The organism is Rhodococcus sp. NPDC127527 (assembly GCF_042672245.1).
Classification (GTDB): domain Bacteria; phylum Actinomycetota; class Actinomycetes; order Mycobacteriales; family Mycobacteriaceae; genus Rhodococcus_G.
This window is the reverse complement of the sequence record NZ_JBHXVP010000007.1, coordinates 259,515-285,992: the sequence shown is the minus strand read 5'-3', so window position 1 is coordinate 285,992 and position 26,478 is coordinate 259,515. Positions and strand designations below refer to the sequence as shown.

The 26,478-nt window shown below is 66.1% G+C and carries 20 protein-coding genes and 3 pseudogenes; 9 read left to right on the top strand and 14 right to left on the bottom strand.

Translation table 11 applies throughout. From position 1 onward, the window contains the following. A partial coding sequence (gene uvrA / locus ACFVH2_RS14790) for an excinuclease ABC subunit UvrA (RefSeq protein ID WP_378475711.1) occupies positions 1–2,147 on the bottom strand: 2,147 nt, incomplete at its 3' end. A 147-nt stretch (positions 2,148–2,294) separates the two neighbouring features. On the opposite strand from uvrA, the gene ACFVH2_RS14785 reads away from it, so the two are divergent. Next, positions 2,295–2,984 (top strand): MBL fold metallo-hydrolase, encoded by a 690-nt coding sequence (locus tag ACFVH2_RS14785; protein WP_378424754.1) that lies wholly within the window; start codon positions 2,295–2,297, stop codon positions 2,982–2,984. Further along, positions 2,981–3,271 (top strand): hypothetical protein, encoded by a 291-nt coding sequence (locus tag ACFVH2_RS14780; RefSeq protein ID WP_378424756.1) that lies wholly within the window; start codon positions 2,981–2,983, stop codon positions 3,269–3,271. The genes ACFVH2_RS14785 and ACFVH2_RS14780 overlap by 4 nt, the downstream gene beginning before the upstream one ends. Before the next feature lie 59 nt (positions 3,272–3,330). Here the strand turns inward: ACFVH2_RS14780 and ACFVH2_RS14775 are convergent, their stop codons facing one another. Continuing rightward, the gene (locus ACFVH2_RS14775) at positions 3,331–3,930 is read right to left on the bottom strand and encodes a hypothetical protein (RefSeq protein ID WP_378424758.1); all 600 of its coding nucleotides are present in this window, start codon (positions 3,928–3,930) and stop codon (positions 3,331–3,333) included. A 150-nt stretch (positions 3,931–4,080) separates the two neighbouring features. On the opposite strand from ACFVH2_RS14775, the gene ACFVH2_RS14770 reads away from it, so the two are divergent. Together ACFVH2_RS14770 and ACFVH2_RS14765 are read left to right on the top strand one after the other, a co-directional pair. Further along, complete coding sequence (locus tag ACFVH2_RS14770; RefSeq protein WP_378424760.1) at positions 4,081–4,995, top strand: hypothetical protein; 915 nt, start codon at positions 4,081–4,083, stop codon at positions 4,993–4,995. 111 nt (positions 4,996–5,106) lie between these two features. Then, positions 5,107–5,284 (top strand): annotated as a pseudogene (locus tag ACFVH2_RS14765) (MBL fold metallo-hydrolase); the annotation flags it as partial. Between the two features lie 218 nt (positions 5,285–5,502). Here the strand turns inward: ACFVH2_RS14765 and ACFVH2_RS14760 are convergent. The 5 genes from ACFVH2_RS14760 to ACFVH2_RS14740 all read right to left on the bottom strand — a co-directional run bounded on the left by ACFVH2_RS14760 (position 5,503) and on the right by ACFVH2_RS14740 (position 13,834). Beyond that, complete coding sequence (locus ACFVH2_RS14760; protein WP_378424761.1) at positions 5,503–6,309, bottom strand: hypothetical protein; 807 nt, start codon at positions 6,307–6,309, stop codon at positions 5,503–5,505. 106 nt (positions 6,310–6,415) lie between these two features. After that, entirely contained in the window at positions 6,416–9,595 is a 3,180-nt protein-coding gene (locus ACFVH2_RS14755) for a type I restriction endonuclease subunit R (RefSeq protein WP_378424990.1), read from the bottom strand. Next, positions 9,595–10,521: a GIY-YIG nuclease family protein gene (locus tag ACFVH2_RS14750; RefSeq protein ID WP_378424763.1), complete on the bottom strand. Its 927-nt coding sequence runs from the start codon at positions 10,519–10,521 to the stop codon at positions 9,595–9,597. The genes ACFVH2_RS14755 and ACFVH2_RS14750 overlap by 1 nt, the downstream gene beginning before the upstream one ends. A 2-nt stretch (positions 10,522–10,523) precedes the next feature. Further along, positions 10,524–11,867, bottom strand: coding sequence for a restriction endonuclease subunit S (locus ACFVH2_RS14745; protein ID WP_378424764.1), 1,344 nt, complete (start codon positions 11,865–11,867; stop codon positions 10,524–10,526). After that, positions 11,864–13,834, bottom strand: a complete 1,971-nt coding sequence (locus ACFVH2_RS14740; RefSeq protein ID WP_378424766.1) for an N-6 DNA methylase — start codon at positions 13,832–13,834, stop codon at positions 11,864–11,866. Before ACFVH2_RS14740 ends, ACFVH2_RS14745 begins: the two co-directional genes overlap by 4 nt. Before the next feature lie 139 nt (positions 13,835–13,973). Here ACFVH2_RS14740 and ACFVH2_RS14735 point away from each other — a divergent pair, with 139 nt between their 5' ends. Next, entirely contained in the window at positions 13,974–14,945 is a 972-nt protein-coding gene (locus ACFVH2_RS14735) for a hypothetical protein (RefSeq protein WP_378424767.1), read from the top strand. Between the two features lie 203 nt (positions 14,946–15,148). Next, positions 15,149–15,718 carry a recombinase family protein gene (locus ACFVH2_RS14730; protein WP_378424769.1) on the top strand — a complete coding sequence of 190 codons (570 nt, stop codon included), beginning with the start codon at positions 15,149–15,151 and terminating at the stop codon, positions 15,716–15,718. A gap of 770 nt (positions 15,719–16,488) precedes the next feature. Here the strand turns inward: ACFVH2_RS14730 and ACFVH2_RS14725 are convergent. The 6 genes and pseudogenes from ACFVH2_RS14725 to ACFVH2_RS14700 all read right to left on the bottom strand — a co-directional run bounded on the left by ACFVH2_RS14725 (position 16,489) and on the right by ACFVH2_RS14700 (position 22,935). Then, on the bottom strand, positions 16,489–17,676 hold the full coding sequence (locus ACFVH2_RS14725; RefSeq protein ID WP_378424771.1) for a DUF7007 domain-containing protein: 1,188 nt from the start codon (positions 17,674–17,676) through the stop codon (positions 16,489–16,491). A gap of 601 nt (positions 17,677–18,277) precedes the next feature. Next, positions 18,278–20,464, bottom strand: coding sequence for an AAA family ATPase (locus ACFVH2_RS14720; RefSeq protein ID WP_378424773.1), 2,187 nt, complete (start codon positions 20,462–20,464; stop codon positions 18,278–18,280). After that, positions 20,464–20,721, bottom strand: a pseudogene (locus tag ACFVH2_RS14715) (HNH endonuclease); the annotation flags it as partial. The gene ACFVH2_RS14720 and the pseudogene ACFVH2_RS14715, both read right to left, overlap by 1 nt. A 190-nt stretch (positions 20,722–20,911) precedes the next feature. Next, entirely contained in the window at positions 20,912–21,073 is a 162-nt protein-coding gene (locus ACFVH2_RS14710) for a hypothetical protein (protein ID WP_378424775.1), read from the bottom strand. Next, the gene (locus ACFVH2_RS14705) at positions 21,066–21,287 is read right to left on the bottom strand and encodes a helix-turn-helix transcriptional regulator (RefSeq protein ID WP_378424777.1); all 222 of its coding nucleotides are present in this window, start codon (positions 21,285–21,287) and stop codon (positions 21,066–21,068) included. Before ACFVH2_RS14705 ends, ACFVH2_RS14710 begins: the two co-directional genes overlap by 8 nt. 172 nt (positions 21,288–21,459) lie before the next feature. Beyond that, positions 21,460–22,935 carry a recombinase family protein gene (locus ACFVH2_RS14700; RefSeq protein ID WP_378424779.1) on the bottom strand — a complete coding sequence of 492 codons (1,476 nt, stop codon included), beginning with the start codon at positions 22,933–22,935 and terminating at the stop codon, positions 21,460–21,462. Between the two features lie 28 nt (positions 22,936–22,963). Here ACFVH2_RS14700 and ACFVH2_RS14695 point away from each other — a divergent pair. The 3 genes and pseudogenes from ACFVH2_RS14695 to ACFVH2_RS14685 all read left to right on the top strand — a co-directional run. Then, positions 22,964–23,149 (top strand): annotated as a pseudogene (locus ACFVH2_RS14695) (MBL fold metallo-hydrolase); the annotation flags it as partial. Further along, entirely contained in the window at positions 23,146–23,610 is a 465-nt protein-coding gene (locus ACFVH2_RS14690) for a hypothetical protein (protein WP_378424781.1), read from the top strand. The pseudogene ACFVH2_RS14695 and the gene ACFVH2_RS14690, both read left to right, overlap by 4 nt. A 44-nt stretch (positions 23,611–23,654) precedes the next feature. Next, the gene (locus tag ACFVH2_RS14685) at positions 23,655–25,940 is read left to right on the top strand and encodes a HelD family protein (protein ID WP_378424783.1); all 2,286 of its coding nucleotides are present in this window, start codon (positions 23,655–23,657) and stop codon (positions 25,938–25,940) included. A gap of 66 nt (positions 25,941–26,006) precedes the next feature. Here the strand turns inward: ACFVH2_RS14685 and ACFVH2_RS14680 are convergent, their stop codons facing one another. Next, entirely contained in the window at positions 26,007–26,459 is a 453-nt protein-coding gene (locus tag ACFVH2_RS14680) for a universal stress protein (RefSeq protein WP_378424785.1), read from the bottom strand. Positions 26,460–26,478: the final 19 nt, after the last annotated feature.

The following is a 26,478-nucleotide window of genomic DNA, read 5'->3' as shown; positions in this document are numbered from 1 at the left end:
CCCGTGTAGGTCGCGGCGTTCGACCGCGGCGTCCGGCCGATCGGCGACTGGTCCACCTGTACCAGCTTGTCGAGCTGGTCGAGCCCGTTCACCCGGGTGTGCCTGCCGGGCACCTGCCGGGCGCCGTTGAGCTTGTTCGCCATCACCGTGGCCAGGATGTCGTTGACGAGCGTCGACTTGCCGGACCCGGAGACACCGGTGACCGAGGTGAGCACGCCCAGCGGGAAGCTCACGTCGATGCCCTTGAGGTTGTGCTCCTTCGCACCGACCACCGTGACCTGGCGCTTCTTGTCGACGGGACGCCGGATCAGCGGCACCGGGATGCTGGACCGCCCGGAAAGGTATGCACCGGTGAGAGACTCCTCGCACGTCAGCAGTTCCTGGTACGGCCCGCTGTGCACCACCTTGCCGCCGTGCTCGCCCGCGAGCGGGCCGATGTCGACCACCCAGTCGGAGGTGCGGATGGTGTCCTCGTCGTGCTCGACCACGATGAGCGTGTTGCCGAGGTCCCGCAGCCGGGTGAGGGTCTCGATCAGGCGCCGGTTGTCGCGCTGGTGCAGCCCGATGGACGGCTCGTCCAACACGTACAACACGCCGACGAGGCCGGAGCCGATCTGGGTGGCCAGCCGGATGCGCTGCGCCTCGCCACCGGACAGGGTGCCCGCCGCTCGCGCCAGCGACAGGTACTCCAGACCGACGTCGAGCAGGAAGCCGAGCCGCGCCTGCACCTCCTTGAGCACCTGGCCGGCGATGGCCTCCTCGCGGGCACCGAGGGTGAGGCTGTTCAGGAAGTCCGCGCACTCCGAGATGGACAGGTCGGCGACCTCGGCGATGGACTTCTTGCCGTGCGCGCCTGCCGAGATGGTGACCGAGAGGATCTCCGGCCGCAGCCGCGCGCCGTTGCAGGCGGGGCAGGGCACGTCGCGCATGTACCCGTCGTAGCGTTCCTTCATCTGCTCGGACTCGGTCTGCTCGAGCCTGCGGTGCAGGAAGGGCATCACGCCCTCGAACTCGGCGTAGTACGAGCGGGTGCGACCGTACCGGTTCTTGTACTTGACGTGGACCTGGTGCTCGCTGCCCTCGAGGACCGCCCTGCGAGCCTTGGCGGGCAACTTGTTCCACGGGGTCTCGATGTCGAAGCCCATCGCGTCGGCGAGTCCGGACAGCAGCCGGCCGAAGTACTCCGAGGTCTGCCCCATCGACCACGGCGCGATCGCCCCCTCCGCGAGGCTCAGCTCCGGGTCGGGCACCACCAGGTCCGGGTCGACCTCCTTTCGGATGCCGAGGCCGGTGCATTCCGGGCAGGCGCCGTACGGCGAGTTGAACGAGAACGAGCGCGGCTCGAGGTCGTCGATGGCGAGCGCGTGCCCGTTCGGGCAGGCCAGCGACTCGGAGAACCGCCGCTCCCGGTCGGGGGCGTTCTCCTCGCGGTCCACGAAGTCGAGCACCACGATGCCGTCCGCCAGGCGCAGCGCCGTCTCCACCGAGTCGGTGAGCCGTTGCTTCGAGCTCGCCTTCACCGTGAGGCGGTCGACCACGACCTCGATGTCGTGCTTCTCCTGCTTCTTGAGCTTCGGCGGGTCGGTGAGTTGGTGCACCACGCCGTCCACCCGCACCCGGGCGTAGCCCTGGGTGTTGAGCTGCTCGAACAGGTCGACGAACTCACCCTTGCGGGTACGCACCACAGGCGCCAGGACCTGGAATCGGGTGCCCTCCTCCATCGCGAGGACCTGGTCGACGATCTGCTGCGGACTCTGCTTGGCGATCTGCTCGCCGCAGACCGGGCAGTGCGGCGTGCCGGCCCGCGCGTACAGCAGGCGCAGGTAGTCGTACACCTCGGTGATGGTGCCGACGGTCGAGCGCGGGTTCCGGTTGGTCGACTTCTGGTCGATCGAGACCGCGGGCGAGAGTCCCTCGATGAAGTCGACGTCGGGCTTGTCCATCTGCCCGAGGAACTGCCGGGCGTAGGCCGACAGCGACTCGACGTAGCGGCGCTGTCCCTCCGCGAAGATGGTGTCGAACGCGAGCGACGACTTGCCGGATCCGGACAACCCGGTGAAGACGATGAGACTGTCCCGCGGCAGGTCGATGTCGATGCCTCGCAGGTTGTGCTCACGCGCTCCTCGCACGATCAGGCGGTCCGCCACTCGATGTCCCTTCTCCCCTTTGTCCGGCACATGTGCACTGGTCGCGCGCATGAGTCCTCGGCCGATGCACATGGTAGGCCGACCCACCGACACGCTTGCTTCCGTCCGACCCGCCACGGGCCCGGTTCGGACGGTAGCGTCCCGGTCATGGACGGGCAGCAGATGACAATCGACGACCACTACACCGGTGAACTGGCTCCGGGCTCGGACCCGCAACGCCGCACCATCGCCGGTGCCACGATCACCAAGATCTCGGTCGGCCCCATGGACAACAACGCCTACCTGGTGGTGTGTTCCGCGACCGGCGACGCGCTGCTCATCGACGCCGCCAACGAAGCCGACCGCCTCGCCCGACTGATCGAGACGGCCGCCCCCTGCCTGTCCTCGATCGTGACCACCCACCAGCATCCCGACCACTGGCTCGCGCTGGCGGAGGTGGTGAAGCTCACCGGCGTGCCGACCGTCGCCCACGCCCTCGACGCCGGGACGCTGCCGGTGACGCCGGACCGCACCGTCACCGACGGAGACCTGGTCGAGGTGGGCTCGCTCGCACTCGAGGTCATCCACCTGTCCGGCCACACCCCGGGCTCGATCGCCCTCGCCCTCACCGATCCGGCGAGCGGAACCGTGCACCTGTTCACCGGCGATTCGCTGTTCCCCGGGGGTCTTGGACGGACAACAAATCCAGACGAGTTCAACTCGCTCTACCGGGACGTCACAACCAAGATCTTCGAGCGTTTCCCGGACGACACCACGGTCTACCCCGGCCATGGCAAGGACACCACCATAGGCACCGAGCGGCCGCACCTCGCGGAGTGGCAGGAGCGCGGCTGGTGACTACACCCCTGCCGCCGACCGAACTCGCGTCCGATGTCGACGGGAGCCTGTTCGTCATCGTCGACCCAAATGATGCCGACATGTCTGGCTGGAGCCTCGAGATCACGCATGAGAACGGCACAACGTCGCGATCACCGTTCACGCAGCAGACCTGGTATGCCACTGAAGGCGGCGGCTGGAACGGACTGGGCTACGGCACCGCCACGGCGGCCTGGTGCGCGCCCGCCAGGCACGGCAGCAAGATCACTGCTTGGATCGGGCCGGACGGCATCAGACGCGACAATTAGCTCGTCGCGTCTGACCTGCCCCTCCCGTCCGAAGGCAGCCCCAGGCGGAACCTCGCCGGCTACACCTGCCTCCGCGCTCCGGACCCACCAAGCATGAAAAGCGCCTTGTCGACGTCGCGTGGGCACCAGCGCTCACCGGTCGTGCCGTTCACCAGTTCAGCCAGCTCGGCCACGGTGGACATGAACCGACTGTAAAACCCATGCGGATCGGGATAACCGAGGTTATGCAGGGCGACTACCGCCCTGCGGTCGTATACGGCCATCCGCCTCGGGGCTCCAGCGGTCAGAAGCGTGGACGCGACCGCAGCGCCTTGCCTGCACCCCGGAAGATCGACCAGTGCAGCGCGCGCCCGTCCGGCGGCTTCGGGGATCGACAAACCAGTGTCTCTGGCTAGTTCAAGAGCCGTACCTGTGACGGCCCGGACCTTCCTGTCCGGCCACTCGTTCAGCTCGCGCGTCCAGACTGTGCTCAAATTCAGCCGCTTCCACATCATGAGCGCACCGACGTCAGCCTTCCCCAACGACCCCGAACTGGCAGCCCGTCCCTGAACCTCAGCGAGGACCTCGTCGTAGAACGATCCGTTCTCCGGACTCGGGTACGTCGAGCGCGCCTCGACGAGAGCGACGACGGTGCCATCCGGATCGGTGGGTGCAACCATGCGGCGAGGGTACCCACGGCCGAGACGATGAGTCCGAGATTGACGGTCACGCCCGGGACGGACAACACACGAGCAATCGATGGCACCACCGAGTCGCCTACGCGCGGACCGACATTGGATCTGTCGGATCCATCCGCTGTAATAGCCGACGTGAGCGATCCCCAAGTCCCCGATGAGCTATACCTCGCGATTGCCGCGATCAGCCGCGTCGACCCCGAACCCATCCAGGACCACTGGGTCGATGTAGGAGGGGTCCATTACCCGCCGAAACAGGCATTCGAGCTGGCCTGCGGGCAATCTCGCTCTACCTACAACTCCCACCACGCGCTCGCCCAGCTCCGCAAGATCGGGTTCGTAACCAGCGTCTATCAACCGCGCGCCAATCCGTCGATCGACCGCACGACTGCACCCAAGACAGCGGAAGTGGAGATCGCGGTCGGGGAAGAACCGTCCGCGTCGTTCTCGACCGTCGTGACGTCCCCGACCACCGACGAAGTACCAACCCCAGGCACTTGGAGAACGTCCGATGGATCGGCCGTCCCCTTCAAGGAAGCGTGCGCCTCGTGGGCGACCGCTGCGTACGACGTCCTGGCCGACACCGCCACTCGGTACAACGACTTCATCACCTACAAAGAGCTTGCCGAGAAGGTCCAAGACCTCACCGGCATCCGAACTCGCTCGCAGATGCGCAACTGGATCGGTGGCGTCCTGGGTGAAGTTGCGGTGGAGTGCCAGCGGCGTCGCGAACCTGCGCTGACGGCTCTCTGCGTCACCCAGGACCAAACGGTCGGCCGGGGCTACCAATACGTTCTGGACATCGAGGGCCAGCCGATTCCGGATGATCTCGATCAGCATGCGGCCAGGGCACGGCTGGACTGCTACCGGCACTTCGCAGCCGAGCTACCCGCAGGTGGTGGGGAACCGACTCTCCCACCGCAGGTAGTTGCCGCGAGAGAGTCGTCGGCACGCAAATCGGCAGCAGCAGTACCGCCGAAACCGCCAGCAATGTGCCCCCGACACCATTTGACGCTCCCAAAGAGCGGTATCTGCGATGACTGTGCTTGATGGCCCTGCGCAGACCGGTGGCCTGAATCGAGGCATCACGCCGACCTGCAGTCACCAGTCGCCATTTCGGAGGACAAGCCGGGAGTCAGCAGTTACCGGAAACTCCCTCTTCCCGGGGGTCTTGGACGGACAACAAATCCCGACGATTTCACCGGCCTCTACCGCGACGTCGAGGAAGATCTTCGAGCGGTTCCCCGACGACACGGTCGTCTACCCGGGCCACGGCAAGGACACCACCCTCGGCACCGAGCGGCCGCACCTCGCGGAGTGGCACGAACGGGGCTGGTAGCGCTGTCAAGCGGTCGCGAACCTACCGGCCGTGCACTGAGTCCGGTGGCAACACGTGGAAGCCTGGACATCCTCGACGGTGGCATGTACTGGGTCTTCAACGGTAGACGCCGGGAAACAGACGACGAGGCGGCGGTCGCCCACAACAACGACCTGAGGGACGTGCCTACGACCGACCTCAAGGCCATCATGCGGCGCTACATGGCCGAGAGAAGCGGATCAAAGATCGTCAACGGCCGTGGGTGCCGACCATGCGTCCGCCCGCTTCACGACTTCATCGGGGACAAAGTCCGTCAGTCGTGCAGCCGCCTTGTCTCGTAGAGCAATCCGCGTGACTGTGATGTGGCGGATGCGCATCCACAGAACCTGCCTAACAACACCGGGGGCTTTGAAGGTCTGGGGCTCCCGCTCGATTGACTTCAGTTGCTGGTCAAGCAGGTCAACAGCCTCGACAAAGTGGCCAATCGCTACCTGTACCTGCTCGTCGTGAAGGAACAATCTCGCACGCGAATACGCGCGCTTGCACCTCGCCAATTGGCCGTTCCATTCATCCCGATCAGGAGTGGCTACACCGGGATCTGGGAGCATTCGGTGGGCAACTAACTCGGTCTCTTCGAGTACGGGCCACAGCACCATCAACTCGGACCGCTGCACCGCCAGGTTCGCGGCTCTCGCCTGCCGCTCGTACAGCTCGTCGGCATGTCGCCTGGCGAGTGCGGCCTGCCGCAGCGCAACCACCACGGCGAGCAGGGTCGCGAACCCCGAGAGCCAGGACGCCACGTTTCCCCACTGATTCGCTCCCCAGCGCGAGCAGAACCCGAGCACGAGGACGAACGGCAGGAAGGCCGCGGCCGCGTACACCGTCCACCACGGCAGCACGATCTGCGTGGTCGTGGTCATAGCCTTGTGCACCGTCTGCCACCACGTGACCGGAGTTTGTCCCCCGGCGGACCCGGGCTGTCGCGTCGTCTCCACTGCTGTTGGCTGATCGTCGCCATCGGGCATCTGCTGCATGTCGTCGCTCACCGGCAGAATCTACGCGAGTGGGGGTCACGACTGGATACCCCGATGCCGCCCACCACCGGCGGCGGACAAACGCAGCAACACCGTCATCGGTTCTGCAGACTGTCGACTACTGCCCTCCGACCCGCTGGTTTTCGGTGTACTCCACCCCGACCGCCACCTCGGGTTGCACGTCCCCGCGCACGGCGGTGTTGAAGGCTCGGTGGATACCGGGCAGCAGCGCGTCGAGCAGGGTCTGGGCGATGGTCTCGCTGGAGAGGATCTGCCCGGACAGGTCCTCGGACGCCTTCATGGACTCGATCACCGCGCCGGTGAACACCGTCTTGATGTCGGGGCTGGCCGAGAACTGGGCCAGCGAATTTGCCCGGGCCTGCTCCTGCAGCGTCTCGCTCTCGGTGAGCTTGTCGCGAATGTGGGTGACCACCGCGCGGGTGCTGGCCTCGGTGTGCTCGCCCGAGAACAGGTCGTTGATCTTGGCGATGATCTCCTCGAACCGAACCAGCTCCGGATCCCGCACAACGCCGCTGCCCGCCTCGCTCATCGGATCGACCGTCGCCTCCCCCGTCAACTTGCTGTTGGAGGTGGCCTGCTTGTGTTGGTCGATGTAGTCGAACTGCACGGTCGACAGGTCGATCTCGTGGTTGATCTGCTCGCTGGTGATCGTCGGCGCGAGGTGCTTGAGGAACCGTGACCGAGCTTCGAGCTGCGGGTCCTCGTAGTCGACGATCTGGGACAGGAAGTCGTACAGCTTGATATAGGTCGAGACGTCCTTGCGGAACATGTCCAGCTCGTCCCGAGCCGCCTGGTCGCTATTGGCGACCGCCTGCTGTTCGCCGGCGCGGAAGCGTTGCCGGGCCGGGGTGATCCACCGGGTCAACGCGTTGTTGCCCTTGCCCGCCACGAACGCCTCGACGAACCCGGTGACCTCGCTGTCGGTGTAGATGGCGGCCATGTCCAGCTTGGAGGCGAGGGTGTGGATGATGTTCGGGTCGGTGACCCCCGAGAGGGTGGTGGCCTCGTAGTACGGCTCGAACGCGTCGACGATGTCCTTGGGGTCGTTGGCGAAGTCGAGGACGAAGGTCTGGTCCTTCTTCGGCGGCAGCGTCCGGTTGAGCCGGGACAGGGTCTGCACGGCCGCGACGCCGGAGAGCTTCTTGTCGACGTACATGGCCACCAGCAGCGGCTGGTCGAAGCCGGTCTGGAACTTGTTGGCCACCAACATGACCTGGTACTCGTCGGTGTTGAACGCGTCGCGCAGGTCCCGGCCCTTGAGTCGCGGGTTCATCGAGGTCTCGGTGAACTTGTCCGGCCCGGTGTCGGTGTCGGTGACCTCCCCGGAGAACGCGACCAGCGCGGCGACGTCGGTGTAGCCGTGCTCGGTGACGTACTTGTCGAACGCCACCTTGTACCGCACCGCGGCCTTGCGGGAGGAGGTGACGACCATGGCCTTGGCCTTGCCGTCGAGCCGCCAGGCGATGTTCTGCCGGAAGTGCTCGACGATGATCTGCACCTTCTGGGAGATGTTCGTCGGGTGCAGCTTGACCCAGTTCATCACCGACGTGATGGCCGCCGACTTGTCCACCAGGTCCTCGCCGGCCGGGCCGTCTGTCTTCACGGCGACGGTGCCGCCCGCACGGTCGGACCCGCTCTCGTAGGCGCGCCCGTTGTGGGTGAGGCGGAACGCCGTCTTGTATGGGGTGTAGTTGGCCAGCACGTCGAGGATGAAGCCCTCCTCGATGGCCTGCTGCATCGAGTACAGGTGAAACGGTGCCGGCAGCCCGTCCGGGCCGGGGCGGCCGAACAGCTCCAGGGTCTTGCCCTTCGGGGTGGCGGTGAACGCGAAGAACGACACGTTCGGGGTCGACGCCCGGGCGGCCATCTGCGCGGCCAGGATGTCCTCGGTGTCGACGCTGCCGCCGTCAGCCAGCTCCGCCAACTCGCCGGGCGAGAGCACATCCTTGAGCCGCTTCGAGGCCTCGCCCGCCTGGGAGGAGTGGGCCTCGTCGGCGATGATCGCGAACGAGCGCGACGCCAGCTCGGCACGGTCGGCGATCGCCTCCAGAGCGTGCGGGAACGTCTGGATGGTGACGATGATGATCGGGGTCCGCGCGGCGAGGGCATCGGCCAGCAGCTGGGACTTCGAGCCGCCGAGGCCGTCGATGTGGGCGACGACGCCGTGCACCTTGTCGATCTGCTTGATCGCCTCCTGCAGCTGGGAGTCGAGGACGGTGCGGTCGGTGACGACGATGACCGAGTCGAAGACCTTCTCGTCGGCCGCGTTGTGCAGCCCGGAGAGCCGGTGCGCCAGCCACGAGATGCTGTTGGTCTTGCCGGATCCGGCCGAGTGCTGGATCAGGTACTTGTGGCCGGGCCCCTCGGCGCGGGCGGCGTCGACCAGGCGGGTGACGACCTCCCACTGGTGGTAGCGCGGGAAGAGCATCGTCTTCTTCCGCACCTTGTTCCCTGTGATCGGGTCGACAGAGTCGCGGATCTCCAGGTGCATGAAACGGCCGAGGATGTCCAGCCACGTATCACGCTGAAGGATCGTCTCCCACAGGTACGCGGCCGGCGAGCCCTCGGGGTTCGCCGGATTGCCCTTGTGGTGGTCGTTGCCCCGGTTGAACGGCAGGAACACCGTGCCCGGTCCTGCGAGCTTGGTGGTCATCTCCACCTCACTGTTGGAGACCGCGAAGTGCACCAGCGCGCGCGACCCGAACGCCAGCAGCGGCTCGCCCTTCGGCGAGCGGTCGTGCTTGTACTGCAGGATCGCGTCGGTGATGTTCTGGGTGAAGTCCGTCTTGAGCTCGGCGGTGGCGACCGGCAGGCCGTTGACGAAGAACACCAGGTCGATGCTGTTGTTACAGCTGGTCGAGTAGTGCACCTGCCGCAGCACCCGCAGCCGCACCTGCGCGTACTTCTCGGCGGTGGTCGCGTTCAGGGTGGTGTTCGGGGCGAACTGGCACATCGCAAACTTGGCGTTGATGTGCTTGAACCCGCGCCGTAGCACCGACAGGGTGCCGCCGTCCCTCGCAGGGTCGGCGTCGAGGGTCTTCGCCAGCGCAGCAAGAACCCCCCGCCGTGCCGTCTCCAACGCCGGCCCGGTCAGCCCGGGCTTGAGGTGCTTGGCCAGCTGATCGGGTTGAGTGTCAGCCAGCCAACCGAACACGTCCTCCGGAAACAACGCCAGCTCCCGGTCGTAGCCGGAGTCGTTGGTCGAGTACAGCCAGCCGTGGGCGGCCAAGTGCTCGCAGATCTCCCACTCGAACTCGATCTCGTTGTGCTGGGCCATCACGACATCACTCCTTCCACGTCGGCGCTGAGCGCGCCGCCGCCTGCGAATGCAGTCAGCTCGCGAGCCTCGATGTGATTGAGGTCCTGACCGGAGTCGTTCTTCCACGAGGTGCGGCCATTGTTGCTGCCGCCCACAAGGAATCCACCCGCCGCCGACGGACTGTTGAAAAGATGATCCTTGACGAACACCAGCCGACCCTCCTGCAGATCGACTACGCCCTGCTCACGCAGCAAGTCCCGCAGCCGCCGCGTGGAAAGGACCGCCGAACCGCGCAGATCCGCGCGCCCGACAGACCCGGCCAACACCAACATGCCCTCTGAGGTCTGATACCCCGTCGCCTCACATCCCGCCTCCCGGAAGAACAGCAACTCCTGTACCGGGCCGGCAGTATCGGCGCTGGAGACGGTGGTCGGGGACTGCCGGACCGGTTCAAGGACCGGCGCGCCAAGGGTCGCCAAGAGCACCGCAATGGTGTCGAGGAACTCGTAACAGTCCGCTTCCATCGGCTCGGGGGTGTGCGGGTTGGAGGCCTGGTTGCCGTTCAGCAACGCGTACCGGCCGGCCTTGATGGCACGGTCGATCGACAGCCACTCCAAGAACGCAACATGGGTCGAGGTCCACTCGTTGGTCAGCGACACCGCCACCATCGCCGTGGTCCAAAAGTCCTTGCCCGAGGTGTGCTGCTTGAGTCGCTCCCCTACGTTGCCGGACTGGCCGATGTAGGCGCGAGTCGACTCCTCACCCGCCGCGCCGAACAGGAAGTAGACCCCCACCTGCCCGGACTCGCGGCGCTGGAGGAATTCGCTCAGCAGCGAGCGCGGCACCTCGAAAACCCGGACAGTGCGAGTGGTGATGCTGGCGACCCGGATGCCCGCCGGACTGCCCGACGGGAGGTAGATCTGAATCGTCTGCGCGCGCGCCACGACTACGCCACCGCCCCACGCACATCGATCTTGCCGGTGACGGCGGCCATTATGAGGGCGGAGCGGTACTCGGAGAGCGTGGTGATCATCGCGGACGCCGTGTCGATAAGTGCATCGACCTTCGACAAGACAACGTCGAGGTGGTCCACGACTTCACGCTGCTCCTCGACAGGTGGGATGCCGATTTCAATCGCGCGGAAGTCGGTAATCGACAGGTTCTGCATGCTGGCACTCGCCCCCACACATCCCGCCGCAATCTGGGATCGGTACACCCGCGTTTGCGTCCAGTAGTGCACGTACTTGGGGAGCGAACCGACGAACTTCACCTGCCAGAGCTTGTCGGAGAGGTACAAGTCGTCGACCGATTCCGAGACATATCCTGCCGAGCCGACAAGGGCCGGCGTATTCGCGCGGTTGACGATTAGCGTGTCGCCGCGGACGGGGCACGACACCCGATCCAAGTCCTCGAACGCCACCGTCTTGTTCGCCCCCGCGAGGAATGTCCCGCTCGACACACAACTGGTCTTGAGGACGCCGACCTCGCCGTCCGCTGCGGGGACATCCGCACCGTTCACGCTCGTACCCGAGTCGACGGTCGCGACTACGTCTTTGAGCCGACCAGCCTTCCAATGCACTGGCATGTGGCCCAGCCACTTGACCCCCGAGTCCTTCATGTCCACGTCGGGGTCGAGTCCGTTGGTGACGGCGCGGGTGATGGTGGCGGTGCGGTCCTCACGCAAGGTGGCGATCAACTGGTTCTGCTTGTCGATCAGCGTATCGATCGTGGCGGTCTCCCGATCCAGGAAGTCCGCGATTCGGGTCTGTTCCTCCACCGGGGGCCGCGGCCATTCGAGGGCAGCCAACTTCTCCGCCGTGAAGTGCGGAATAGTCGCCTTCCCGCACAAGATGGATACGTGCCCGAGCGCCGTAGCGGACTGAACCAGATAACTCAGGAAGATGACCGAGTCGTCCCCCAACGGACGGACCCGATTCAATGACTTCTGAAACCCCCAGCCAGGTAGATCCTCTTCAAGGACAACGCATCGCCCGATAGCGCCGCCCTCGACCACCAGCAAGTCCCCCCGCCTCAAGCTGAGGTTCCTGCGCTCGGGTCTGGAAAAGGCGCACAACATGGGGTCTTCAAGGTTTAGGCCCGTCTCTGTGACGCTTCCGGCCTTCAAATGGGGAAGAAGTTGATCATCCGGCCCTGTGACCTCTGCCTGGTACATCTTGCCGAGGACCACGCTGAACCCGTGCTTGACCTTGCCGACAGGCCAATGCGCCGGCACCGCACCGAGCCAGTCGACCCCGACATCTTTGTACTCCGGGTACGCGGGCCAGTTCACTCCCCCACCTCTGCGAGCATCTCGGTGATTTCCTTGACCAGGATCTGCAGGTCCGCCTTGATCTCGGTCAGGTCCCGATGCGGTACGTACCGGTAGAAGTGACGGGTGAACGGAATCTCGTAGCCGACCTTGGTCTTGTCGTCGTCGATCCACGCATTCGGCACGTGCGGCAGCACCTCCCGAGCGAAGTACTTCTCGATGTCCTCGGTCAGCGGCACGTTCTCGGTGTCCCGCAGCGCCGGATCGGGTTCCGGCTTGCCCTTCGAGTCGGTGCAGATCACCGCGTTGTCGTCGTGCTCGCCGATGCTCGACCAGATCGACTTGACCAGCGGAGCACCGGGCTTGGTGATCCCGGCCTTGCGCAGCGCGTCCTTCAGCTCGCCGACGAACGCGTCGCGGTCGTTCCACTCCCAGCCGATCAGCCCGGTCAGCGCCTTGCGGATCGCGGCCTGCTCGCCCGCCTTCAGCTTCTCGATCGACTTCTGCGCGAGGACCTCGTCGACCTTGTCCTCGGTGGGCTCGAACCGCAGCTGCAGCGGTCGCTCGACGGTGATGGTCGAGTAGCCGAAGTCCTCGCCGTTGAACACCATCGACAGCGACGACTCCTCGCCGGTGCCGGGGTCGTTGACCTGGTCGACGTACAGCTGGGCGATGGTCGCGATGTGCTCGGGCCGCAGCTCCTTGCGCTTGGAGCCGAGGGACTTCGGCATCTTCCCGAACAGGGCGGAGCCGTCGATCAGCTGGACCTTGCCCTTGCGGTCGGCGGGCTTGTGGTTGTCGAGGATCCAGATGTAGGTGCTGATGCCGGTGTTGTAGAACATGTCCGTCGGCAGCGCAACGATCGCGTCGAGCAGGTCGTTCTCGATGATCCAGCGGCGGATGTTCGACTCCCCCGACCCCGCACCGCCGGTGAACAGCGGGGAGCCATTGAGAACCATCGCGAGCCGACTGCCGCCGTCGCGGGGTGTGCGCATCTTGGAGATCAGATGCATCAGGAACAGCAGCGACCCGTCGGACACCCGGGGTAGGCCCGGTCCGAAGCGGCCCGCGTGCCCTCGCTGGGTGTGCTCGTCCGTCACCGCCTTCTGCGCGGACTTCCACTCGACGCCGAACGGCGGGTTGGAGAGCAGGTAGTCGAATGTGTTGCCGCCATAGCCGTCATCGGTGAGGGTGTTGCCGAGGTAGATGTTGTCGACGTCCTGGCCCTTGATGATCATGTCGGACTTGCACATCGCGTAGGACCGTGCATTGACCTCCTGCCCGTACATCACCAGGCGGGCCTTGGGGTTCATGTCGTGCAGGTGCTCGTCGGCGACCGAGAGCATGCCGCCGGTGCCCGCGGCGGGGTCGTAGATGGTGCGGACGATGCCGGCCTTGGTGAGTACCTCGTCGTCGTTCTGGAACAGCAGCTCGACCATCAGACGGATCACCTCGCGCGGGGTGAAGTGGTCACCGGCCTGCGCGTTGTTGGACTCGGCGAACTTACGGATCAGCTCCTCGAAGATGTAGCCCATGTCGTGGGCGGAGACCGCCTTGGGGTGCAGGTCGACGTTGGCGAACTCCTTGACGATCAGGAACAGCAGGTTCTTCTTGTCCAGGTCCGCGATCAGCGCGTCCATACCGAATCCGTCGAACACGTCCCCGACGTTCGCGGAGAAGCCGGCGATGTAGTCGATGAGGTTGTCGGCCAGTCCCTCCGGGTCGGCGGTCAGCTTCTCGAAGTCCCACTTGGACGTGTTGTAGAACGAGTAGCCGGACTTCGCGGTCAGGAACGGCTTGAGCGGGATGTTCGAGCGCTTCTTCTTCTCGTACTCGTCGAGGACGGCCGTCTTGGTGGGCTCGAGAATGCAGTCCAGGCGGCGCAGGATGGTCAGCGGCAGGATGACGTCCCCGTACTGGTTCGGCTGGAACGGTCCGCGCATCAGGTTCGCGATGCTCCAGATCAGGGCTGCATTGGTCTTGGCCATCGGTGGTGCGGTCTCCTCGGTCGATGCGGTCGCAGTGAAGTTACCCCGCCTGCCCCCGATGGTCTGTCCGCGACAAGCTCGGCATCGAGCTCATGCCGGGCTTACAACGCGTCACGGATCTCCGTGCAAGCATTCGGGTGTGAGCTTCGCCTTCAGGAACCGGATACGACTGCCCGACCGTGTACGCATCGACATTAACGACATCAGCCAGCTGCTCTCCGACCCAGCCGATGAGCATCGCGTCGAGCTGCGGTCCCATGGTGGTGAGATCGCGATCAGCGACTCAACCGAACTGGTTCTCACCGGCGGCCCGTACGCCACGACTGCCGATGCAGAGTCCTCAGGACGAGCATGGCGGCGTCATCTACAGGCATCTCTCGTTCAGATGCAGGTCGGGGCCGACTTCGGAAGCGACTACGCGCCGCTATTCCGCTCAACCCGCCCCGGATTGGAACCGTTGGCCGCCGAGCATGGCGTGCAGGCTCTGCCAGACGAGCACGGACTAATGATCTTTGCGTGCGAGCCCACGGCAACGTTCGCGGCATTCACCGGGAGCTATTTCATTCCGAAGTCTAGGGAGCAACTCCTGAACTCGGTTCGAACTGTCCGCGACGCCGGCGTCCTGCCCACCGATGGCCAGCAGCTGGCGTGTGACCTCTTCGGCGCGTCCTTCTTCGAGTTGAACCCCGAGACCCGCCTGATCCTGCTGGTCACCGCGATCGAGGCACTAGTGATTCGAGAGCGCCGCTCGCAGGAATCGACCGACCTGATCAACCGATTCATTCAAGACGTCAAGGGTGGGTTGCTCCCGGACCACGAGGCCAACTCAATAATCGGTTCACTGCGAGACCTACGAGAAGAGTCGATCACACAGGCCGGAACCCGTATTGCCCAGTCGCTCGACGGCCGGGTCTACGACGACAAGACCCCCGAGGCATTCTTCCGGGACGCATACAAGGTCCGGTCCCGGCTGGTGCATGGCTCGACTGTACGACCCTCGCGCAATGAGGTCGATCGAATCGCCTCGATCCTCGAAGTGTTCGTAAGCAACCTTCTCGGCCAGATCTTTTCGGCGCGCGCGACCACACAGTCGAGTGCTCACACGCATTGAAGCGGGGCCACTTCCCTGATCGGCGCACACCCGCAATCCCTTTGCCGATGTCTCAAAAACGATGGGTTGATGAGACTGCGACGCCTCGACAGCCCGACTCCACGACCCAGGGGCCACGACCATCTAAACTGTCTTGTAAACCTGTCTCAAAACTAGTATTCTCAAAACCTCGACACATGCGAGATTTTGAGACGGGGGCGACTGTGGCAGTCATCGGGTATGCGCGGGTAAGCACCACGGATCAGGATCCGCAGCTTCAACTCGACGCACTGCACACCGCCGGCGCGAAGCGCATCTTCACCGACCACGGAGTCAGTGGGGCCAAGTCGTCACGACCCGAGCTCGATGCCTGCCTCGACCACCTCCGCGAAGGCGACGTGCTGACCGTCTGGAAACTCGACCGGCTCGGCCGCAACACGATGCACATCCTCGAGACGGTGCAGCAGCTCGCCGAGCGCGGCGTCGGGTTCCGTTCCCTCACCGAGGGGTTAACCACCGAGGGCGCGATGGGCAAGGCCATGTTGACGGTGATGGCCGCCTTCGCCCAGCTCGAGCGAGACACCATGATCGAGCGGACCCGCGCCGGGCTCGCCGCAGCAGCAGCGAACGGCCGTAAGGGTGGACGCCCCCGCAAGGTGGACGACGCCGATGCTGCGAAGGCAGTCCAGTTGCGCGGGCAGGGGCTCGCCGTCCCCGACATCGCCCGGGTACTCGGCGTCTCCCGAGCGACCGCGTACCGCTACCTGTCCGAGGCGACTTCGAGTTCGTCGTAGGCAGCTCTCGCCTGCCCCACACATGAACAGTGACTTGTCGAGGTCGAGGTCGCCGGGGTGTCCGCGCCGGAGAGCATCTCCGCGGTCACATGTACCGCAGCCGGCGAGATCGGGGCACAGGCGCGCCCGGCGTCGTTAGACGTTAAGTACAAAGTTTTGGCTTCAATTCGTACTTCTTGGCTTCGCACTATAGGACTCCTACATGCCGAGAGAGCCTCGGTCACAGTGCAACTCGGGAAGCACTCCTCAATACAAGGCCGATGATCACTGCGGTCAGTGCCACTCCCCGCGCGCCCTCAGGTCACCTCTACCGGCCGTGACGTCGAGCGGCCCTATTCGGAGTCACTCCTCCGACAGAAGCGTTCTCTCCGGGCAAGGGAAACCCCCGCTCACGGGCGTAATCGACGGCAATCTGCGGTGCATCGTGCGGGAGCACGGGATGGCCGTCGACGTCACGCGGACGCGCGCTACCCACGCCCCCTCGTCCAACGTCGAAGTAGTACGCCTGGCCGCCGGCCCCGAGGTGGCCGTAGCTCATCGACTTGTACAGGGCCCAGGGTGACTTCACGCCGGAATGTTCTGCTGCCATCGACCGCACCTCCTCATGCCCATGGAACTCTGGGCAGTCACCGCGCCATTTTGTACTTACTTGTATTTGCCTCGTCACCCGCCAGGCTATGGAACCCCTTTCCTCACAACGATGCCCGGCAGGCACACCACGGTCAGGTTGCTGGTGGACAGAACCGTATCGTCCGGAGCCCAGCGCCGCGTCAGAGGTCCTGTGCGGCGACACCTACGGCCTCCTGCGTGGCACCGAGGTGGAGCGCGTAACGCTTCCAACTGTCCAACGCGAGGCGCATCGCCAGCGTGTCAGTCGTCCCCCTCTCCTGCTCGTCGCGCAGCCACCCTGCGTACTTCCGCACGCGATTGAGCGCCGACTCGGGCCACTTCGACCGGGCCGTGGTGAAGGCCTGGGAGGCGTGGTTCGGCCACACCTGGCTGGCGAGGTCCTCAGGGTCGAGGCCCTGCGCGACGAGCCAGTCGGTCGCCTCGGTGCGGCCGGCGTGTCTGGGCAGCCAGATCATCGCGGACAGCAGGTGCTGCCTGTAATGGAAGGTCACGTTGAACGGCAACTTCGCAGGCCGCGTATCCCTTCCGGTCTTCCACCGCGCCCATGCGAGCGGCAACCGCCGGGCGACCGCAAGCTCGATTTCGTCGAACTCACTGCCGATGATGCCGAGTTCGGTGGCGTATACCAGCCTGACGTGGTCGGCCGAGCGGTCCTTCACCCATACCCAGTTCCCGTCGAGCACGCCCCGCGGGCCCAGGCTGTCGGGCATCGCCACGATGCGCCTCGGGGACACCAGCAGTCCGCCGTGTCTCGGTGTGTTGACGGCGACGACTCCTTCACCCAGAGGGTGGGCGTCCAGTACCGGCCCCCACGGCCCGTCGGTGGGCAGTGTGGCCTCCCAGCCGTGCTCGTCGGCGAGGGACCCGAAGGCCGGTTCCGCCTCGCCCAGACCATCTGCGGGCTGCGGGACTGCGTGGAGGTGACGGTGGCCGGCGACAGCTGCGTCCGCAGCTGCCAGTCTGGTGATCAGCACGTAGAACCCGAAATCCGAAATGTCGTCAACCGCCGCGAAGCCGACCCGCTCATGGAACCGGGCATAGAGCCCTTCTGCGAGTTCACGGTCCTGCTGTGCGAGGCGCAGGTACGCGGCGAGCAGCGTCGTCCGCGACACTCGTATCTGGCGGTACCGGAACTCCCTCAGTAACTCCTGCGAGGCGCGGATCGCGTCGCGCAATTCGGGGTGCTCGGCGCGAAAGAGTTCGTAGTCAGGGGTGGGCCCGAGTCCGCCGGGGTCCACTTCGATCTCGCCCAACATCTGCAGGGCGCGCCTCACCTCCATTTCCTCGGCGAGCTCCTCCCGGGAGAAACCTCGGGGTTCAACGGTCACGTGGCCTCCTGGCTCGGATCATGCGGGTGGACAGACGAGCAGATGTTGACGGTTGAGGTGGCGCGGCGAGGTCGATGCTCACGGGCCACTGAGCAGCCCAATCGACCGGGCCACAGTACAACCGAGGTCCGACAACCACGAGCGCCTCGGGTCAACCAAATCCGCCATGACCCGAGGCCGACTTCTCGCGGACCGAGGCGTGATTGTCGCTGCCGACAACAGCTTTGGTCGTGGCCGGTAGCCACGTGACCCCGCCGCGCGCGGTACAGATCCCGTCCAGCAGCCAGGCCATCCGCGCAGGTACGTCCTGCTGCGAGGTCCAGGGGGCCACCAGCCCAGACTTCTCGCTCGCTCTCGGCATGATGGCGAGGTAGCGGCAAGCAACGTTTACCAACGACCTGTCTCAATTCCTGCTCTCCGCGCCCCCTTAGGGGGCGCTCGGGGCGAGAAGTGGTGAGAATCCCGTGGGAATCCGGCGAGAATAGTGGGAAAGGGCCAGTTCATAGGCATTCTCACCAGTCAGCGCGATGGGAATCTTCATGAGAACCCGAGAGAATCCGGAGGTCCTTTCCCACGTAGACGACCTTGGCTTTTCCCATGGCTACGCCGCCGACCCGGCGGGACCGAGGAACAGTTGGCCGGCCCGCTCCACCAGATGTCCGTTAGCCAACAACGTGCTGCGAGCGCGGTAGATCGTGGACTGCGACAACCCTGTGCCGTTCATGAGGTCCTGGACCGTTGCGCCGTTGCCGGCGAACTCCTCACGCATCACGTGCATGATCCGGTCGGCCGCAGTGCGCGGCGCGGCAGCTGAAACCTGCTTGTGTGGGGCGCGATCATCGTGCTCGATGACAAGGGACCCTCCGAGCTCGCGGAGCCTGAGGTCGATCGTGTGGCCGTCTGGTCCGTCCTTCATCTTCGCGCACTTGAGGCTGACCTGAGTGGAGCCGGCCTTGCGCTTGACTGACCAGACGAGGTCCGCGTCGTCCTCGATGCCGGAGAAGCCGCGAACGTCCTCATCCGCCTTGCCGGTGTGGGCGACCACCTGGACGCTCCCGTGGTCGGTGGCCCGCCGGATGCGGTCGATGTTGTCGACGACCACACCCATGTCCGACCCGTTGCCGTCCGCGCCGCCCGACATCTTCCGCAACGTGTCGAGGACAACGAACCCGAATCCGTGCTCCTCGATGTAGCTGAGCAGGTGGTCGAGGTCCGGTCCGCCGCGGTAGAGATTCACGGGCGACTTTCGAACGACGAACCAGCCGGGGTCCACGTGCAGACCGTGGGCCTCTTCCCAGGCACGTTTGCGTGCTGCCAGGCCGTAAGCACCCTCACCAGCGATGTAGAGGACCTTCACCCGCTCGGTGGCCCGCCCCTGCCACGGCACCCCTGCCGCCATCGACAGTGCCCAGTCGAGGACGATGAACGACTTGAACGTCGCGTCACGACCCCGGATGATCCCGTAGGCGTGCCGGACCAGAACACCCTCGATCAACGGCTCGGGCTCCGGCAGCTCGTCGAGCTGGTCTCCGCTGAGGTACTCGTCGTCGTAGTCGGCGTTCGCTGGCGCAACGTCGGCATGGAACCGTCGACGAGCCTCCTCCCGCGCCCTCAACATCATGAGTTCGTGTTCGACCCTCTGCTCGAAGTCACTAACGCCGGTACCACTGCCCGCGGCGGTTCGGCTGCTCGAAGGGCGCTCACCCTCCGGTTCGTCGGGCTCCGGCACCGCACGAGGGTTCATCCGGCCGTTGCTCACGCCCGACTCGATAGAGGCACGCACCGATGCCTCGCCGTCCTCCTCGATCAGGCCGCACTGCGCGGCCGCGTCCTCCAATGCATCGACCACACGACCCTCGTCCAGCCCCGCACCCGATACGAAGGACCCGCACTTGAGAGCCGCCTTGTACAGCGCCGCGTTCCGCCCGCCGGCCGGTGCCGCCGCCACCGTCCTGGCCTGGTTTTCCAGGACCGTCTCCAAGTACGCGCGTTCCCGAGCATTCGGCAGCTCGCCGTCCCACGGCTGCGACGACGTGAACGGGGCAACCCGTCTGGCTGAAGACCGCTCGGATACCCACTCCGCGAACGCCTTCGCCCCTGCCTGGTCACCTTCCTTGGCAAGCCTGTCGAGGTCGTCGACCACGATGGTGTAGCCCTTGCCGTCGTACTTGGGTCGACGCGTTCCCGGTAGGAAGACATTCGACCCGAAGGACTGCACGTCAACACCGGGCAGGCCCTTTACGCGGTGAGCCGTAGCCAGGTCGACGTGCCCCGCGATGTAGAAGTGCTTGCCGTCGCCGGGCGTGTCGACCTCGGCGAACACCCTTGTCCCGAGTTCAGCCAGCAGAGACCGGACCGCTTCGATGTCACCGCCGTTGCGGGGGTCGACGTCGACCACCGCCACACGGCCACCCATGTTGGCGCACAGGGCATCGCCTGGGCGGTGCGCGGAAATCCTCGCAAGGCTGTCCTCAACTCCGAGATTCTGCCAACCTCGAGGTCGGAGGAACTCCGTACCACCACCCCCCTTGGCAGACCACACAACGACGCCAAGGGCAACGAGCCGACGGCCGAAATGACGCAGGTCCGCGTCGGCCCCGGCGGGTGTCGGATCCATCAACTTGGACTCACCTGCAGAGATCACGAGTGCCGCCCGCTGGCGAGGGCCAACCTGATGATGGCGACGTCGGGGATGCTGGTCCCGGGCCCGCCAGCCTTCCCGGCCCTGAACTCCCGTATCGCGAGTCGGTCGAACACATGAAGCTTCGCCTGGTTGCAGCGCCGACACGTGGGCACCACGTTAGCGAGGACGTGTGGACCTCCCGCCGCGATCGGCAGGAGGTGGTCGATCTGCTCAAACGTGCCGACAGTGCAGTAGACACAGCGCTCACCCCAGCGGTCGACAAGTTGTGCGCGCGTGAACGGCACGATCTTCAAAGGGAGCCCGTAACGCGAACAGCGTGTGCGGTACTCCTGCTGCCAGACGATGTGCGGATTCGCCTTCCTGTACTGCTTGTTCTGGAGCCTGCGACGTTCTGGATTCATACCGCGCCGCGACCTCTCGCGCCGGTTGCAGCACTCCCTACAAGCCCACTGGTGCCCGTCCGCCGCAGCACGGTTACGGTGAAACTGATCGAGGGGCTTGACCTCGTTACAGTCCACGCACTGCTTCGCCTCCACTGCCCGTGCGGCGTGTCCGCGAACTCCAGATCCCCAAACTCCCGACCGGTATGCATCAGACATGCGCGGCCGCCCCTGTCTTGCCGCGGCGACTGCCGAAGACCGTCCGCAGCCGGACGACCTGCTCTGCGGTCAGCGGCGGTGCCTGATCGGCAAGCTCGACAGCCCGGAGGTGAATCACGCTCATCGTCGCCTCGTCGATCGTCGCCTCAGCCACGGCTGCCACCGTCCTGCCGCTCCTGGCCAGCACGTTCGTGTTCGGCCAGCCACGCCTCGACGGCTTCGCGCCGGTAGAAGACCTTCCGGCCGATCCGTACATGCGGGATGAACCGTCCCTGCGCCCTCGCCCGCCGCTCACTGCTATCCGCGAAGCCGTATTCGGCCAACAGCTCGTTCCGGGTCAGAAGCGGGCGCTTCTCGCTTGCAGGCATGTTCTGCACCTCCTGGCCATTCGGCCGTCGCAGCGGGGCAGGTGCCTCGCTGCGCATTGATGCGAGTTGGGAGCGCATATGACATCCCCGAAGCGCACAAGAGCCCTCGCGAGCGCAGTAATGCCCGGGCGGCGGCGGCCATCCCGGGCATTTACCCTGTTCAGAAGCTCGATCAGTCGATGGGGGCCCCAGACGACGTGAGCCATCTCACATCCACGGACTCTGGCTTGAACCCGGGTCCACCGCGCGCCTTCTTGATGACGACCTCGACCTGAAGGGCTTCCAGGACAGCCCTCTGTTGCGAGACTTCGAGCCCGTCCCAAGCCGCGCGCTTATCAACGGCATCGATGAGCTCGCCAACAACGGTCGGTACGGCCGCAGCTGGCCGAACCTGCATCTCGGCTGCCTCCAGGGCAGGTCGGAGCTGCGCGGTAATCCGCGCGAGCTGGGCCGTGTCGATCGCACCAGCCGCATAGGCATCAGCAGCCCCGTCCAGCCGAGCTCTCAGTTCCGCGACCTTGTCTCGGGCCTCTTCCGATGCGGTGTCATCCGACTCAAAGATGGCCAGCGCGTCGGGCTTGGAGAGTCGCGCGCAGACGGTCGCGACGACCAGTTCGTCGACCCACTCCTCGCGGCGTCCTACGCAGCCCGGCTCCTTGCAGACGTACAGCGAGGTCTTCCTACCCTTCGGCCCCTTGCGCGACACGACGAGCGGCCCATCGCAAACGCCGCACTTGCCGACGCCGAAGGTCAGCAGGTGGGTCCGGGCGGCGGCCTTCTGCGACCGTCGCTGCGGGTCGGCGAGCAGGGCCTTCACCTTTACGTGGTCCGGCTCGTCGACGATCGGCTCCCAGGCTCCCCGGTAGGTGTTCTTGCCGTGGCGGCGGATCCCGACGTTGAGGTCGCGGAGCGCGAGCTTCCGCACAGACGAGGGGATCCATCTACCCCCGAGTGGTGCGGCCATCCCCTCGTCGTTGAGGCGGGCGGTGATCGCCCGCAGCGTCACACCGGCCAGCAGGTCCCCGACGATTCCACGTACGACCTCGGCGGCAGGCTCGTCGACCACGTCCTTCCAGGAGAGCACCCGCCCCTGAGCGTCACGCTCGTAGACGCGCGTCCACCCGAATGCACACGCACCGTTTGCCCTGCCCTCCTCGGCTCGCTGCTGCGCCGCGCGGGCCACCCGCTCGGCCTTGATCTCCGACTCGGCGGTGTCGAACTCGCCGAGGATGCCCGCGTACATACGCCCGCTGGCACTGGTCAGGTCCAAATCCGAACCCTTCACCAGCGCGACACCGACGCGCGCCTTCGAGAGCGTGTCGATCGCCGCGGCACGCTCCTGCCGCGACCGCCACAACCGGGACAGCCCGTAGGAGACGACCTGATCGAAGTCGCCGCGCTTGGCGGCGGCCATCAACTGCTCGTAGCCGGGACGCACGCGGCCCTTGAGTGCCGAGATGTCGTTGTCCGAGTAGTGGGCGACAACCTCCCACCCCCGCGCGCCGGCGAGGGCCTCACAGTCCTCCTGCTGGCGCGTGACGCCCTTCTCCAGGCCCCTCGGGTCCTCGGAGATCCGGGTGTAGATCGCCGCCCGTACACGGCCCGAGGTGGGAAGATCGTTAGTCATGGGCACTCCTTCCAGCTCCACCGCAAGTATTACCCTTGACAGACCCTGCGTATTCCCCGGCGGCGTCGGCAAGACCCCGGACGCGGAGCACTTCAACTCCCTCTACCGCGACGTCACGACCAAGATCTTCGAAAGGTTCCCCGACGACACCGTCGTGTACCCGGGGCACGGCAAGGACACCACGCTCGGCGCGGAGCGTCCGAACCTCGCGGAGTGGCAGGTGCGCGGCTGGTGACGTCGAGCGAACCGGTCCCGCCGGCGACGGCCGTCACCGTCGACCTCGTCGCGAAGGAGATCGAGCGGCACCACGACGTCCTCGCGCGCTGGCTTGGGACCGCGGCCGACCCCGCGGTCCTCACCGAGTTCACCGGTGCACACACCGCGGACTTCGCGCTCGTCACCACCGACGGGCGCGTCCTCGGGAACGACGAGCTGACCGAATCGCTACGGGGCGCCGCACGTGCGGTGCCCGGACTGCGCATCTCCATCACCGCCGTCGAGGTTCGGCAGTCCACCGCGGCAGTGGTCGTGGTGCGCTTCCGCGAAACCCACCACACCGTGGACGAGACGAGCGTGCGCATCGTCACCGCCGTCCTGGTTCCGGACGCCGCGGGTCGCAACGGCCTGCGCTGGAACTCGGTCCACGAGACGGCCTGTGACCAGGCGATTCTGCACACCGACGGTCCCGCCCACTAGACTTCCTTGGCCCTTTTCCCACCCTTTCCGGCCGAGGAGATCACTTGCCCGACGAGGCATTGCAGCATGCCGAGCGCGACCGCGAGCAGCAGTACGTGTCGATGCTGTACGACCGACTGGACGCCCTGCGGGAGTACGCGTCCACCCGGCTCAGCAAGGTGCTCCTGCAAACCGGGGGCACCCCGCAGGCGCGCAGCGAACGCGAGTCGTTCACGCAGATGTACACCGAGGACATCGCCAAGTACGACGCCGCCGAGAACGGCCTGTGCTTCGGCCGCATCGACCTCGACGCCGAGGCCGACGGCGAGGACACCCGGCGATACATCGGCCGGGTCGGCATCCTGGACGAGGCCAACGACTTCGAGACCCTGTTGCTGGACTGGCGCGCCCCGCTGGCCCGGCCCTTCTACCTCGCCACGCCCGCCGCACCGGAGGGCGTCACCCGCCGCAGGCACATCCGGACCCGGAGCCGCAAGGTCACCGGGCTCGGCGACGAGTACCTCGACCTGGCCGCCGCCGAGCAGGCGGGCGCCGTGGACGGGGCGGGTGGCGTGGCCGGCGAGAGCGCGCTGCTGACCGCGCTGAACGCGGCGCGCACGGGCCAGATGAACGACATCGTCGAGACCATCCAGTCCGAACAGGACGCGATCATCCGGTCCGCGCACAAGTCGGTCATGGTGGTCCAGGGCGGGCCGGGTACCGGAAAGACCGCCGTCGCCCTGCACCGCGCCGCCTACCTGCTCTACACCTACCGCCAGCAGCTGGCGAAGTCCGGCGTGCTCATCGTCGGGCCGAACGCGACCTTCCTCGACTACATCGGCCAGGTGCTGCCCTCTCTCGGCGAGACCGGTGTGCTGCTGTCCACCATCGGCGACCTGTATCCGGGAGTGACCGCGACACACCAGGATTCCCTGGAGACCAGTGAGGTCAAGGGCTCACTCGACATGGTCGCGGTACTCAAGCAGGCCGTCCGAGATCGGCAGCTGGTCCCCGCGCAGCCGGTCCCGCTGAGCTTCGACACCTACACGATCACCCTCGACCGCAAGACCGTCACCAGGGCCCGGGGACGCGCCCGCTCGTCCCGCCGGCCGCACAATCTCGCGCGCCCGATCTTCGTGTCCGCCGTGATCGAGTCGCTGGCCGACCAGTTCGCCGCCAACCTCGGTGCGAACGTCCTCGGTGGGGCGAATCTGCTCAGCCGCGACGACGTGGCCGACATCCGCGACGAGATGCGTTCGGATCCCGAGGTGATGACCGCGATCAACGAGCTCTGGCCGCTGCTGACGCCTCAGCAGGTGCTCGCCGAACTGCTCTCGTCCCGGGCTCGGCTCGACACCGCGGCCCGCGACCTACCTGCCGAGCAGCGCGAGCTGCTGCACCGTGTCGGGGTGGCGGGATTCAGCGCGGCGGACGCGCCGCTGCTCGACGAGCTCGCGGAACTGCTCGGGGTGGACGACGCTGCCGAACGCGAGCGGGCGACCCGGGAATGGCGCGCACAGATCGCCGACGCGCAGGGCGCACTCGACATCCTCACCGGCTCGGCGCCCCAGGATCTCGAGGACGAACTCGACCCCGAGATCCTGATGGCCTACGACCTCATCGACGCCAGCCAGCTGGCGCAGCGACAGGACCTGCGGCAGCGACTCACCGCGGCGGAGCGGGCGGCCGCGGACCGCACCTGGACCTACGGACACGTGATCGTCGACGAGGCCCAGGAGCTGTCGGCGATGGCCTGGCGGATGCTGATGCGCCGCATCCCGAATCGGTGGATGACGCTGGTCGGCGACACCGCACAGACCGGCGATCCGGCCGGCAGCTCGTCCTGGCAGACGGTGCTCGAACCGTACGTCGCCCGCAGGTGGCAGCTGACCGAACTCACGGTCAACTACCGCACCCCGTCGGAGATCATGGCGGTGGCCCAGGACGTGCTGGCGGCGATCGACCCGGCGCAATCGGTCCCGCGCTCGGTGCGCGACTCCGGGACGCCGCCCTGGGCTCGGCGGGTGCCGTCGGCCGAGCTGTCCGCCGAGGTGCGGGCGCGCGTTGCCGACGAGACCGGACCCGGGCTCGTCGCGGTGCTCACCAGCGAGGACGGCGTGGACGAGTTCCGCGACCTGGCGTCGGATTCGGTGAGCGTGCTGTCCGTCCGCGAGGCGAAGGGGCTCGAGTTCGACGTCGTGCTGATCGTGGAACCGCAGCGAATTCTGGACGAGTCGCCGAGGGGCATGAACGACCTCTACGTCGCACTCACCAGGGCGACCCAGCGCCTCGGCGTGGTGCATGCCCGCGACCTCCCCGAGGTCCTCGCGAAACTGACTCCGGTGCACTAGCTTCCGAAAAGACCGTGGCTCCGGCGGGGAGTACCCCGCCGGAGCCACGGCCCGAATCGGTGACGATCAGCGAACGGTGTGCACGATCAGCACGTCGGAGGTCGACTTGCGGGCCGCGTCCGAGGGCACGGAGCCGAGCAGTCGACCGGTCAGGGTGTTCAGCCCCCGGTTGCCGATCACCAGCAGGTCGGCCGAGACCTCGTCGATCAGGGCGAGCAGCGAGTCGACGGGCGCCCCGACGACCGCGCGCTCGACGATGTCGTGCGCACCCGCCGCCTGGGCGCGCTCGCGAGCGGTGCGGAGGATCTCGAACGTGGGCGCGGACCCGGTGATCTGGTAGGCGTCCTCGCGCAGGGTGTCCTGCGCCGCCTCGATGTCCTTGGGGTCGGCCGGGTAGTACGCGCAGGCGATGACGAGCTTCGCGCCGGCATCGGCCGCCAGCGACGCAGCCTTGTCGACTGCCTTCAGCGACGAGTCCGAGCCATCGGTTCCGACTACGATGGTGCGGTAGGCACTCATTCATTCCTCCGGTATCTCG